At 73.4% G+C, this 12,511-nt stretch carries 11 protein-coding genes; 6 read left to right on the plus strand and 5 right to left on the minus strand.

The window, feature by feature from the left end; translation table 11 throughout:
* Window positions 1–127 precede the first annotated feature (127 nt).
* On the minus strand, window positions 128–3,529 hold the full coding sequence (locus ACS5PV_RS05310; RefSeq protein WP_455394319.1) for a DEAD/DEAH box helicase: 3,402 nt from the start codon (window positions 3,527–3,529) through the stop codon (window positions 128–130).
* Between the two features lie 175 nt (window positions 3,530–3,704).
* Between ACS5PV_RS05310 and ACS5PV_RS05315 the strand changes: the two genes are divergently transcribed.
* The gene (locus ACS5PV_RS05315) at window positions 3,705–5,126 is read left to right on the plus strand and encodes a phospholipase D-like domain-containing protein (RefSeq protein WP_455394320.1); all 1,422 of its coding nucleotides are present in this window, start codon (window positions 3,705–3,707) and stop codon (window positions 5,124–5,126) included.
* On the opposite strand, the gene ACS5PV_RS05320 is transcribed toward ACS5PV_RS05315, so the two are convergent.
* Both ACS5PV_RS05320 and ACS5PV_RS05325 read right to left on the minus strand, forming a co-directional pair.
* Window positions 5,080–6,096, minus strand: a complete 1,017-nt coding sequence (locus tag ACS5PV_RS05320; protein ID WP_455394321.1) for a lysylphosphatidylglycerol synthase transmembrane domain-containing protein — start codon at window positions 6,094–6,096, stop codon at window positions 5,080–5,082. The genes ACS5PV_RS05315 and ACS5PV_RS05320 overlap by 47 nt on opposite strands.
* On the minus strand, window positions 6,093–6,854 hold the full coding sequence (locus ACS5PV_RS05325) for an endonuclease/exonuclease/phosphatase family protein (RefSeq protein ID WP_455394322.1): 762 nt from the start codon (window positions 6,852–6,854) through the stop codon (window positions 6,093–6,095). The genes ACS5PV_RS05320 and ACS5PV_RS05325 overlap by 4 nt, the downstream gene beginning before the upstream one ends.
* Window positions 6,855–7,033: 179 nt before the next feature.
* Between ACS5PV_RS05325 and ACS5PV_RS05330 the strand changes: the two genes are divergently transcribed.
* Complete coding sequence (locus ACS5PV_RS05330; protein ID WP_455394323.1) at window positions 7,034–8,116, plus strand: CgeB family protein; 1,083 nt, start codon at window positions 7,034–7,036, stop codon at window positions 8,114–8,116.
* Between the two features lie 7 nt (window positions 8,117–8,123).
* Entirely contained in the window at window positions 8,124–8,906 is a 783-nt protein-coding gene (locus ACS5PV_RS05335) for a nucleotidyltransferase family protein (protein WP_455394324.1), read from the plus strand.
* Between the two features lie 103 nt (window positions 8,907–9,009).
* Here the strand turns inward: ACS5PV_RS05335 and ACS5PV_RS05340 are convergent, their stop codons facing one another.
* The gene (locus tag ACS5PV_RS05340) at window positions 9,010–9,804 is read right to left on the minus strand and encodes an SDR family NAD(P)-dependent oxidoreductase (protein ID WP_455394325.1); all 795 of its coding nucleotides are present in this window, start codon (window positions 9,802–9,804) and stop codon (window positions 9,010–9,012) included.
* Between the two features lie 107 nt (window positions 9,805–9,911).
* On the opposite strand from ACS5PV_RS05340, the gene ACS5PV_RS05345 reads away from it, so the two are divergent.
* The gene (locus tag ACS5PV_RS05345) at window positions 9,912–10,808 is read left to right on the plus strand and encodes a LysR substrate-binding domain-containing protein (RefSeq protein WP_455394326.1); all 897 of its coding nucleotides are present in this window, start codon (window positions 9,912–9,914) and stop codon (window positions 10,806–10,808) included.
* A gap of 168 nt (window positions 10,809–10,976) precedes the next feature.
* Window positions 10,977–11,153 carry a hypothetical protein gene (locus tag ACS5PV_RS05350; protein ID WP_455394327.1) on the plus strand — a complete coding sequence of 59 codons (177 nt, stop codon included), beginning with the start codon at window positions 10,977–10,979 and terminating at the stop codon, window positions 11,151–11,153.
* Here the strand turns inward: ACS5PV_RS05350 and gcvA are convergent.
* A complete protein-coding gene (gene gcvA, locus ACS5PV_RS05355) occupies window positions 11,122–12,078 on the minus strand; it encodes a transcriptional regulator GcvA (protein WP_455394328.1) in 957 nt (318 codons plus the stop codon). The genes ACS5PV_RS05350 and gcvA overlap by 32 nt on opposite strands.
* Before the next feature lie 143 nt (window positions 12,079–12,221).
* Here gcvA and ACS5PV_RS05360 point away from each other — a divergent pair, with 143 nt between their 5' ends.
* Complete coding sequence (locus ACS5PV_RS05360; protein ID WP_455394329.1) at window positions 12,222–12,452, plus strand: DUF1127 domain-containing protein; 231 nt, start codon at window positions 12,222–12,224, stop codon at window positions 12,450–12,452.
* Window positions 12,453–12,511: the final 59 nt, after the last annotated feature.

Genomic DNA, 12,511 nt, shown 5'->3' on the forward strand with positions numbered 1-12,511 from the left:
CCGATTGCGGCGGCCGAGAGGCAACCGTCACCGGGGCCGATTCGTTCACTCGGGGCCACCCCCTGTGAAGAGCGGGCAAGGAGCGAGGCTAGCCGCCCTGGCTGGCGCCGGGCTGTCCGCAACGGCCTCACTCCTCCAGCAGGATGTCGAGGTCTGCGGGGGTCAGGGCGCTCGTCGGCGCGCCCTCGTGGTCGAAGAGGGACTCGGCCAGCGCGCTCTTGCGCGCCTTCAGCTCCTCCATCTTCTCCTCGATGCTGCGCGCCGCCACGAGCTTGTGGACGAAGACCGGCTTGTCCTGGCCGATGCGGTGGGCGCGGTCGACGGCCTGCGCCTCCACCGCCGGGTTCCACCACGGGTCGTAGAGGATCACCGTGTCGGCGGAAACGAGGTTGAGCCCGGTCCCGCCGGCCTTGAGGCTGATGAGGAAGACCGGGACCTCGCCGGACTCGAAGCGCCGCACCGCCCCCTCCCGGTCGCGGGTGCGGCCGGTCAGCTCGGCGTAGGCGATGCCGGCTCGGGTCAGCCGCGGCTTGATCAGGGCGAGCATCGAGGTGAACTGGGAGAAGACCAGCACCCGGCGCCCCTCGGCGAGCAGCGCGTCGAGCAGTTCCTCCAGCCGATCGAGCTTGGCCGAGCCGGCCGCCTCCGCCCGCTCGAGCTTCAACAGGCGCGGGTCGCAGCAGGCCTGGCGCAGCTTGAGCAGGGCGTCGAGGATGACGATCCGGCTGCGATCCCAGCCCTTGGCGGCGATCGCCTCCCGCACCCGGGCGTGCATGGCGAGGCGGATCGACTCGTAGAGGGCGCGCTGGGCCTCGCCCATCTCGACCTCCTCGGTGATCTCGGTCTTCGGCGGCAGGTCGCGCGCCACCTCCTCCTTGGTCCGGCGCAGCAGGAACGGCCTGATCCGGCGCGCGAGCAGCCGGCCGCGCTCGGGGTCGCCGTGCTTCTCGATCGGCGTGCGCCAGGTCCGGGCGAAGGTCCTGCGCTCGCCGAGGAGGCCCGGGCAGGCGAAGGAGAACAGCGACCACAGCTCGGCGAGGTTGTTCTCCAGCGGCGTGCCCGAGAGGCAGAACCGGTGCCGGGCCGACAGGCCGTGGATGAGCTGGGTCGTCGTCGCGTCCGGGTTCTTGATCGTCTGCGCCTCGTCGAGGATCAGGAGGTGCCAGTCCTGCCCTGAGAGCACCCCGTGGTCGCGGGCGACGAGGGGATAGGTGGTGAGCACGAGGTCGTGGCCGTCGATCGCATCGAAATGCTCCCGCCGGCCCTGGCCGTGCAGGACGAGGACCGAGAGATCGGGGGCGAAGCGCTCCGCCTCCCGGCGCCAGTTCGCCATCAGGCTCGTCGGGGCGATCACCAGGGCCGGCCGGTCGAGGCGCGTTTCCGCCTTCTCGCGGGCGATGAGCGCCAGCGCCTGCACGGTCTTGCCGAGGCCCATGTCGTCGGCGAGGATCCCGCCGAGGCCGGCCTCGCGCAGGAAGGCGAGCCAGGACAGGCCTTCCGCCTGGTAGGGCCGCAAGGTGGCCCGGAACGTCTCGGGCGGCGAGACCTGCGGGATGCCGCCCTCGGCGAGCAGCATCCGGCCCATGGCGCGCAAGGACTCGCCGCCGCGCCAGGCCAGCATCGCCGCCTCGCTCACGCGCTCCAGCGCCGCCAGGGTGGCGGCGTCGACGAGGCCGAGCCGCAGGCGCCCGCCCTCGCCGGCGCCGGCCCCGAGGCTGAGCTCGCGCAAAGCGAGCAGGATCGGCTTCAGGCGCGCGCCCGGCAGCGCCAGCATCCGCCCGTCGTCGAGGGGCACCATCACCGGCTGGGACGAGGCCTCGTCGATCGACTCGATCGCGAAGTCGGGCCGCGCCAGCAGCGCCGCGATCGGCTCGGCGAGGGGGATGCGCTCGCCCTCGATCTCGACCCCGAGGTCGAGTTCCAGCCAGTCGATGCCGGTGCTCTCGTGGATCTCGAACTCGACCGCGGCATCCGGGTACAGCACCCGGCCGCGGAAGCTCGGATCGGTCACGATCTCGAACCCCGCTTCCTTCAGGGCCGGCAGGGCCTCGCCCTGGATCGCCGCCCAGGCCTCGTCGCCGCCGTCGGGCAGGAAGTCCCGGGCGTGGCGCGGACCCAGGTTCGAGACGAGCGCCGGGCGCCGCTCCTGGACCGGCGACAGGCCGTGGGCGAGGAGACGCGCCACCGCGCGCTGCTCGGCCGGAACGTCGCGCTCGACGATGAAGAGCCGGCCGCCGGAGAGCCGCGTCGGCTTCGCCCGCAGGTCGCCGAACGGCACCGTCACCGGTCCGTAGCGGAACGAGAGGGCGGCGAGGCGCAACGCCTCGGGCGCCGGCGGCGTGCCGTAATAGTAGGGCGGCGGCGGGACCTCGATCTGGGTCAGGCGCAGCACCGGCACCGGGGCCACGTCGACGATCGTCTCCTGCGGCGGCTCCGGCAGGCGGACGCTCAGGCCCGGCACCCGCTGGGCCAGGGCGGCGTTGAGCGCGCGCGCCGAGGCCGCCGGCAGGGGAGGGGCGTCCGTGAGGGCGGCGGCGATATGGGCCGGCAGGCCGAGCTCGATCGGCCCGACGAGGCCGGCCTCGGAATCAAGGTAGGCCGGCGGGTGGGCCGCCAGCGCCAGGATCCCGGTCCCCTCGGCCGCCTCGCCGTCGAGGCGCGGATGCGGTGCCAGGGTTTGCCCGTCCTCGACCCAGGCGAGGTGGCCGGGCCGGGCCGGTCCGGCGGTGAGCGCCGGCCCGAGCACGGTCTCGAACCGGGCCCGGCCGGTCGCCAGCACCTGTTCGAGGATTCCGGCGCCGGCCTCGTCGAGCAGCGGGTAGGCCGGCGGCGCGTCGCCGTCGGCCTCGCGCATCCGTCCGTGCAGGGCCTTGAGGATGCGCAGGTCGGAGGGGCGCAGGTACTGGGCCGGGTTCGACGTGTAGGCGACGCTCGCCGGCTCGACCGGGCGGGGCTTGGCCGACAGGGCCCCGCTCTTCAGGATCCGGGCCTGCATCGGCGCGACGCCGAGCCGGGGCGCGCCGCCGCGGCCGGGCAACGCCACGAGGAGGTAGATCAGCCGCCGGTCGATCTCGGGCGGGAAGTCCTCGCCGCCGGTGCGCCGGACGTGGTCGAGGCGGGCGATCCAGGTCTGGAGGTCGGGCGTGAGGGCGTCGGGCGAGGCGGAGTCCTGGAGGCGCAGCAGGCGGGCGGCGCGCTCCTCGGGGGTCGGGGGCGGCGGCGGCGGCGAGATCCCGCCCTTGCGCAGCGCCCCGAGCAGCACCGCCACGACGTGCCGGCAATTGTAGCGCTCGTGGCAGCTGCAATGTCCGCTGATGTGGGCGCCGTCGTCGTCCTGCTCCACGGTGATCGAGACGCTGAACACCGTCGGCCCGCTGCGGCTCTCGACGTCCCCCTCGACGTGCTCGTCCCCGTCGACCTCGACCTCGCGCACCCGGCCCTGCCTCAGGTCGCGTCCGCCGTCGTCGAAGTTGCCGCGTCCGCAGTTGCGCAGGATGTCGCGTTCGGTGAATGAGAGGGTCCTGCGCATCGAAACGGGATCCGCCTCCGGCCTGCCCTGGCCAAGGTAGGGAACCGGTCCGGCGTTGGGAACCGCTGCGGCAGCCGGCCGGGCGGATCGCCTGTGCGTCTCCCGTCGGCCCGGAACGGACGGCCCCGCCTGCCGTTGCGGACCTCGACAGGAATGCAGGAGTGACGAGCACCCCATGACCATCGATCCTGCGCGCGACGCGACCGAGACCCTGTTCCAGCCCGGCCGCACCTGCTGGTGCGTGGCGCGGGCCGAGCGGGTCGCGGTGATGATCGATTCCGCCGAGTACTTCGCCCGGCTGGAGGAGGCGCTGCGTCAGGCGCACCGCTCGATCCTGATCGTCGGCTGGGACTTCGACGGGCGCATCCGCCTGCGCCACGACGCGAGCCCCGAGGAGTCGCCGCCGCTCGGGCCGCTCCTGCGCGACCTCGCGGCGCGCCGGCCCGGGCTCGAGGTCCGGGTGCTGGTCTGGAGCGCCGCGACCCTGCACGGGCCGGGGGCGGCGCTGCCGCTGCTGTTCGGGGCCGAGTGGGAGGCGCATCCGAACGTCACCGTGCGCCTCGACACGCACCACCCGCTCTACGCCGCCCATCACCAGAAGCTCGTCTGCATCGACGACCGGATCGCCTTCTGCGGCGGCATCGACCTCACGGTCGGGCGCTGGGACACCACCGCCCACACGGCCGGCGACCCGTTGCGCACCAATCCCGACGGCGAGCTCTACCCGCCGGTGCACGACTTGCAGATGGCGGTGGACGGCGAGGCCGCGACGCGGCTCGGCGACGTGGCCCGCGAGCGCTGGCGCGCCGCCACCGGCGAGGTGCTGGCGCCGGTGGCGGGCGCCGCCCCGCTCTGGCCGCAGGGCCTGGGGCCGCTCCTCGCCGACTGCCCGGTCGCCATCGCCCGCACCATGCCGCTCCAGGGCGACGAGCCCTCGGTCGAGGAGGCGGCAGCCCTCACCGCCGCGTCCCTGGCCTCGGCGAAGGCGACGATCTACCTCGAGGCGCAGTACCTCACCGCCGATTTCGTCGCCGACGCGCTCGCCGCCCACCTGGCCGTCGAGGACGGGCCCGAGATCGTCGTGGTGCTGACGCGCCGCTCGCACAACTTCACCGAGCGCGTCGCCATGGGCACCCCGCGCGACCGGGTGCTGCGCCGCCTGCGCGCCATCGACCGCTTCGGGCGTCTCTTCGTCGCCTACCCGGTGGTGCCGGGGCCGGACGGCGATTGCGAGATCGAGATCCACGCCAAGCTCGTGCTGATCGACGACCGCTTCCTGCGCATCGGCTCCTCGAACCTCAACAACCGCTCGGTCGCCCTCGACACCGAGTGCGACCTCGCGGTCGAGGCCCGCGACGCGGAGGAGCGCGCCGCGCTCCGGGCCTTGCGCGACCGGCTGGTGGCCGAGCACCTGGGTGTCGCGCCCGACGCGATGGCCGAGGCGATCGCGGAAGGCGGCCTGATCGCGGCGATCCGGCGCCACATGGGCGGGCCGCGCTCCTTGCGCGTCTGCGAGGTGCCGGAGGAGGAGGGCCTGCTCGATCCCCTGGTCAGCTCCGAGCTGCTCGACCCGGAGCGGCCGTTCGGGACGGCGTAGCGGTCGCCTCGCCGGCGTCGCGCCACCGGAACACCGCCTCGGTCGCCGCGAAGGCGAGGAGGCCGAGCGCCAGGGGGCCGAGGAAGTACAGGCACCGGAAGGCGATCAGCGGGCCGATGACGTCGGTCTTCGGCAGCAGGTGGACGACCACGCTCTCGATCACCCCGACGCCGCCGGGCACGTGGGTGACGAGCACCGCCGCGTTGGCGATGACGAAGACCGAGGCGACGGCGAGGTAGCCGACGTCGGAGACCGCCGACAGCACCTGGTGCAGGCAGGCCGAGACCAGGGCGAAGTTGACCGCGCCCAGGGCCACCTGCGCCGCGGCGAGCGGCAGCGGCGGCATCTCGATCGACCAGCGCCGGAACGTCACCGGTTTGCGCCACCAGGCGGCGAGGGCGAGATAGGTCGCGACGCCGCCCGCGCAGGCGAGGCCCGCCGCCAGTACCGCGCCGGTCCCCAGGCCCGTCACCTCCCGGGCGAGGTCGGGATGCACCAGCACCGCGACGGCGCCGAGCGCCATCAGGCCGACCGCCACGGTGACGCCGCAGAACAGCACCGCCTTGGCGACGTCCGCGGTCCCGAGGCCCCAGCGGGTGTAGAAGCGGTAGCGGATCGCCCCGCTGCTGAGGCCCGCGAACCCGATGCTGTGGCCGAGCGACAGGCTGATGAAGGCGGCGAGCGCCACGCGGCGGTAGGGCAGGGGCTTGCCGGCCGCGCGCAAGGCCAGCCAGTCGATGCCCGTGAGGCAGAGATAGCTCGCGGCGGCGAATCCCCCGGCGGCGGCGAGCCGGCCGGCGGGAATCGCCTGCACCGACTCGATGAGCTGGTTCAGGCTGTAGCCGGCGAGCGTCCGGTAGAGGAGATAGCCGCCGAGCGCGACGCTCAGCACGGTGAGGAGGATGGTCCAGAACCGGCGGCGCGCGGAGGTCTCCTGCCTGTCTCTGGTCTGTCCTTGGGCCTGCGTCACGCGGGTTCCTCTCGGGGCACGGGGATGCGGGGGGCGGGGACCGGCGCGAGGTCGAGGTCGGCGACGAGCGGCAGATGATCGGAGGCGACCCGGGCGAGGCGTCCGCCGATCGTGCGCACCCCCCGCACCGCGATGCCGCGGCTGACGAAGACGTGGTCGATGCGCAGGAGCGGCAGGCGGGCCGGGAAGGTCGGCCGCAGCCAGGCTTGCGCGCCCTGCGCGTCCGGCAGCCGGGCGGCGAGGCGGCGGTGGACGCGCGACCCCGGCAGGGCGTTGAAGTCGCCGAGCAGCACCACCGGGTCGCGGCAGGCCGGATCGCCGAGGAAGGCGGGCCCGAGCAGCGCCTCGGCCTGCGCCCGCCGCTCGCCCCGGCCGAGGCCGAGATGCGTCGTGACGACCTGCACCTCGGCCTCGCCGGCGGTAACCGCGGTCCAGAGCGCGCCGCGGGGCTCGCGCCCCTCCCGTTCCGGCAGGGCCTGCGCCCGCACCAGACGCGAGGGCAGCGCGGTCAGGATCGCGTCGCCGTAGAGTTCCTCCCGCACCCGCATCGCCGGGTGGAAGTGGGCGCGCATGCCGAGATGGCCGGCGATCGCTTCCGCCTGGTCGATCCCGCCGCTGCGGGCGCGCCCGACATCGAGCTCCTGGAGCGCCACCACGTCCGCCCGGCAGGCGGCGATCACCGCGGCGATGCGCTCCGGGGCGAGCCGGCCGTCGGCGCCGAGGCAGCGGCGGACGTTGTAGGTGAGGACGCGGAGCAACCGGGCGGAGCCTTCGAGAGCGCGGATGGTCTTTCTCAACGGCCGAGCCTGGCGGTGGTTCGGGCCCCGCTGCCACGCTTGCCGAAATCGCACATTGTTAGATCCTGAACGGATCAAGCCGGCGCGCGTTCACTCCCGGCGCCGCAAGGGGCGTGGTGCGACGCACGGGGGACAGCCGGATGAGGCTCGTGGTCTTCGGCCTGACGATCAGCTCGTCCTGGGGCAACGGCCACGCGACCCTGTGGCGGGGCCTCGTCCGGGCGCTCGCCCGGCGCGGCCACAGCGTGGTGTTCTACGAGCGCGACCTGCCGTTCTACGCGCCCCACCGCGACCTGACCGCGATCCCGAACGGGCGCCTCGTGCTGTTCTCCGACTGGGACGAGATCCGGCCGCAGGCCGCCCGCGACGTGGCGGAGGCCGACGTCGCGATGGTGACCTCCTACTGCCCCGACGCGCTCGCCGCCACCGACCTCGTCCTGGGGTCCGGGGCGCTCCGTGTGTTCTACGACCTCGACACGCCCGTCACCCTCGATTCCTTGCGCCGCGGCGAAGCGGTGGATTACGTCGGCCCGGAGGGGTTTTCCGGCTTCGACCTCGTGCTGAGCTACACCGGCGGGCCGGCGCTCGACGCGCTCCGGGACAGGCTCGGCGCGCGCCGCGCGGCGCCCCTCTACGGCCACGTCGATCCGGACCTGCACCGGCCGGCCCCGCCGCAGGCGCAGTACGCCGCCGACCTGTCCTATCTCGGCACCTACGCGGCCGACCGGCAGGCCAAGGTCGTGTCCTGCCTCGTCGAGCCGGCGCGGCGGCGCAGGGACAGGCGCTTCCTGATCGGCGGGGCGCAGTACCCGCAGGATTTTCCCTGGAGCGACAACATCTTCTTCGTGCGCCATCTGGCGCCGCAGGAGCACCCGGCCTTCTACGCCTCCTCGCGCCTGACCCTCAACGTCACCCGGGCGGCGATGGCCGCCATGGGCTGGTGCCCGTCGGGCCGGCTGTTCGAGGCGACGGCCTGCGGCGCCGCGGTGCTGAGCGACGCCTTCGACGGGCTCGACGCCTTCTACCGGCCCGGCGAGGAAATCCTGCTCGCCGAGACGCCCGAGGCCGTGCTCGCCGCCCTCGACCGGAGCGACGCGGAGTTGCACCGCATCGCGCAAGCGGGGCGTGCCCGTACCCTCGACCACCACACCGCCGCGCACCGGGCGGTGGAGCTGGAGGCCATCCTCGACGAGGCCCGGAAGCCTGCCACGGTGGGAGCGTGAGAACCGCATGTGGGGCATCGTTCCGGCCGCGGGCCGCGGCAGCCGCATCCAGCCGCTCGCCTTCTCGAAGGAGTTGCTGCCGGTCGGCAGCCGCCTGCGCGACGGGGCCGAGCGCCCTTGCGCGGTGAGCGAATACGTCGTCGAGCGGATGATCCGCGGCGGGGCGGACAAGATCTGCTTCGTGATCGCCCCGGGCAAGTCCGACATCGTCGAGTATTACGGCTCCGGCTACGGGCCCGCCCCGATCGCCTACGTGGTGCAGCCGCGCCCGGCGGGCCTGTGCGACGCGCTGTTTCGCGCCCTGCCGCTGATCGCCCCCGACGAGCCGGTGCTGGTGGGGCTGCCCGACACGGTGTGGTTCCCCGACGACGGCCTGGCGCGCCTGCCGGCGGACGGCCTGTCCTTCCTGCTCTTCCCGGTCGAGCGGCCTGAGCTGTTCGACGCCGTGGTGCTCGACGGCGACGTGGTGCGGGAGATCCAGGTGAAGCGGATGGATGCCGCCTCGTCCTGGGTCTGGGGGGCGTTCAGACTCACCGGCCGCATCCTCGCCGAGCTGCACGCGCTCTGGCAGGCGCGCCAGTGCCGCGACGAGTACATCGGCACCCTGGTCAACGCCTGGCTCGCCGCCGGCGGCCGGGCGACGGGCCTTCGCGCCGGCAGCGCCTACGTCGATACCGGCACGCTCAACGGCTACCGCGCCGCGATGGCGCTCCTCGGGCCGGCGCAGCCCGGGGAGGAGGGCTCGTCCCTCGGCCGGCCGGGGACGCCGGGCGCGGTGGCAGTCCCCTGAGCAGACTTGCGTTGGCAGGCCAACGCTTCGTCCGCTCAGGTTCTTGTTTTGCCGCAGATTTTCGGCGCCGAACCGGCAACCACTTCGGCGAAATCTGCTGAGCTCAGGCGATGGTCGGCACGATGCCGCCCTCGACGCGCAGGCTCGCCCCGTTGGTCGCCGCGGCGAGCGGGCTCGCCAGATACGCCACGAGGCCGGCGATCTCCTCGGGCTCGATCATCCGGGCGAGCAGCGAGAGCGGGCGGTGGACCCGGAAGAACTCCGCCTCCAGCTCGGGCGCCGGCGCATCCGGGTCGGAGGCGACGCTCTTCAGGAAGTCCACGATGCCCTCCGAGCGGGTCGGGCCGGGCAGCACCGTGTTCACCGTCACGCCGGTGCCGCGGGTGCGTTGCGCCAGGCCCCGGGCGATGGTCGCCTGCGCGGTCTTTGACACCGCGTAATGCAGCATGTCGGGCGGCGGCACGAGGCCGGATTCGCTCGACACGAACACGATCCGCCCGGACTTCTTCGCCAGCATCGCGGGGAAGTAGGCCTGGGCGAGCCGCGCGCCCGAGACCACGTTGACCTCGAACAGGCGGTGCCAGTCGGAATCGGTGATCTCCTCGAACGCCTTCGATTCGTAGATGCCGAGGTTGTTGACCAGGATGTCGACCTCCGGCACCGCCGCGACCAGCGCCTTCGCGCCGTCGGCCGTCGCCGGATCGGCCAGCACCGTGCGGGGCGCCCGTGCGCCGGGCTCGGCGGCGATCGTCTCCGCTGCCGCGTCGAGCTTCGCCTGGGAACGCCCGGGCAGCACCACCTGCGCGCCCTCCGCCGCGAGTCGGCGGGCGATGGCAAGGCCGATGCCCGCGGTGGCGCCGGTGACGAGGGCGGTCTTGCCGTCGATCTTGAGGTCCATGGTCGGTCTCCATGTCTGGAGACCCCGAGATGACGATGCCGGCGATTGATGACCAGCGCGCAGGCCGGCACGATGATCGTGCATCGAATGCAACAATGGATCGCCCCATGGACAACCGGCTCGGCGAGATGGAGGCCTTCGTGCAGGTGGCGCGCCGCGGCAGCTTCGCTTCCGCCGCCAAGGCTCTGCGCTGCACGCCCTCGGCGGTGAGCCGGGCGGTGGCCCGCCTCGAGGCGCGCCTCGGCGTCGGGCTGATCCGGCGCACCACCCGGGCGATGACCCTGACGGCGGAGGGCGAGCTGTACCTCGCGCGGGCCGGCGAGCTGATCGCCGAGTTCGACGCGATCGAGGAGAGTTTCGGCCGCGACGCCGCCCAGCCGAGCGGGCTTTTGCGGGTCAACGCCTCGGTGCCGTTCGGCACCCGCGTGATCCTGCCGGTGCTGCCGCGCTTCCTCGCCGGGCAACCGCGGATGCGGGTCGATCTCGCGCTCACCGACGACGTGGTCGATCTCGTCGAGGCGCGGGCCGACGTGGCGATCCGCATCGGCCCGTTGCGCGACACGAGCCTGCGGGCAAAGCTCCTGGGCCGCAGCCGCCTCGCGGTGGTGGCCGCGCCCGCCTATCTCGACGCGCGCGGCACGCCGGCCCACCCGGACGCGCTCGCCGACCACAACTGCCTCAACTTCAGCTTCCGCCGCTCCCTCGACACTTGGCCGTTCCTGGTCGACGGGGCGGTGTCGCAGCGGCCGGTCCACGGCAACTTCTTCGGCAATTCCGGCGAGGTGGTGCGGCTGATGGCGCTCGGCGGCGCCGGGCTCGCCCGGCTCGCCCGCTTCCACGTCGACGAGGACATCGCGGCCGGGCGCCTCGTGACGGTGCTGGAGGATTTCAGCCCGGGCGACGCGGAGGACATCCACGCCCTCTATGCCGGGCACGAGCGGCTGTCCTCGCGCATCCGCTGCTTCGTCGACTTCCTCGCGGCGCATGCGGTGGTGCGGGGGTGAGAGCGTCCGACGGTCCCCCTTGCGGATGCGTCGAGGACAGGTCGTGGACGGATCACCGAGAAATCGGGACGCTCAGATCTGGAGGCCGCAACCGCGCTCGCGCAAAGTCACGGCCTGACGGGAGCGCGTATCGACCGCACCCGATCGCCGCGGAGTCGTCCTGTCCTCATGCCGTCCTGGTTCTCGCGTCTCGCCACCCTCCTCCTCGGCCTGCTGCCGGGCCGTCCCGCGCCCGATCCCGGCGCCTGGATCCTGCTCGGCGAGGGGCGGGGCGTCTCGTGGTGCGGGGAGTCCGACGCGACCGGCCCCGCGTTCACCGGTTCCACTCCGCCGCCTGCGCGGTGATCCATTCCCGGAAGCGAGCCACTTTCGGCGCGTCGGTCTCGGTCGGGGTGACGAGGAAGAAGCTGTAGGGGCTCGCCACCTCGTCGGGGAAGGGCCGCACCAGGCCGGTCCCGGCCTGACCCGCGGAGAGCTTGCCGATGCCCGCGACGAGGTCTCCCCCGAGCACCCGGGTGGCAAGGCCGACCCCGCCGCCGGCGGTGGCGACCTGCAGGATCATGAAGGTGTGGGTGAAGCGCGGACCCCGTGAGGCGTCGATGCCGGTGACGCCCGCCGCCGCGAGCCATTGCGGCCAGTCCACCGCCTCGATGTCGATCGGGTCGTCGTCGTGGAGCAGCGTGTGGCGCGCGAGGTCCTGCGGGCGGCGCAGAGGCGGCTCGCCGTCGCGCAAGGACGGGCTGCAGACCGGGAACACGACGTCGTGCATCAGCAGGTCCGAGCGCAGGCCCGGATAGCGTCCGCGCCCGTGCCGGATCGCCACGTCCGTGTCGTCACGGGAAAAGTCCACCAGGCGGTTGTTGGCCACCACCCGCACGTCGAGGTCCGGATACAGCGCCCGGAAGCTGCCGATGCGCGGGATCAGCCACAGGCTGGCGAAGGAATGGGTGGTGCTCACCGTCAGCACGTGGTCCTGGCCCTGGCGGCGCAGCCGGGCGGTGGCCTCGGCGAGATGGTCGAGCACCTCGCCGGCCGCGGCCGCGAAGCGCTGCCCCGCCGGGGTCAGGGCGACGCCCCGGCTCGGCAGGCGGCGGAACAGGGGCAGGCCGAACCAGCCCTCCAGGATCTTCACCTGCTGCGCCACCGCGCCGGCGCTGACCCCGAGCTCGTCCCCGGCCTCGTGGAAGGTGGCGTGGCGCGAGGCGGCCTCGAAGGCCCGCACGGCGTTGAGCGGCGGCAGGCGGCGGCGAGGGTTCCGATCGAGCGCCATGACGTGACCCAGAATGACGTGACCCAGAATGACGTGACCCAGATTTCCTGCGGTGAAGGACGAGTCGATCTGGTTTGATCGGGCTGCGTCCGAAAGGCAATCTCTCTCCATCGAGCAACCATCCGTCTCACCCGGAGAGAGCCATGACGAGCCTCGTCGCTGGCCGAGGAAACCTGCGCCTCGTTCCCGCCATCCGCATCACGCCGCCGCGCCGGCGCAGCCCCGCCTCGCTGGTCCAGCGGCTCGAATTGTGGGCCGACCGCCGGCGCGAGCGCCGCGCCCTGATGGCCTGCCCCGACGGGCTGCTGAAGGATGTCGGCCTGTCGCGGGCCGATGCCCTGTGCGAGGCCGAGAAGCCGTTTTGGCGGGATTGATCGGCCGGAATTGCACAGCAAGGGGCGGGATGCCGCCGGGGCGCCCTCGCGCCACGGTA

It is taken from the genome of Methylobacterium sp. Gmos1 (genome assembly GCF_053764715.1).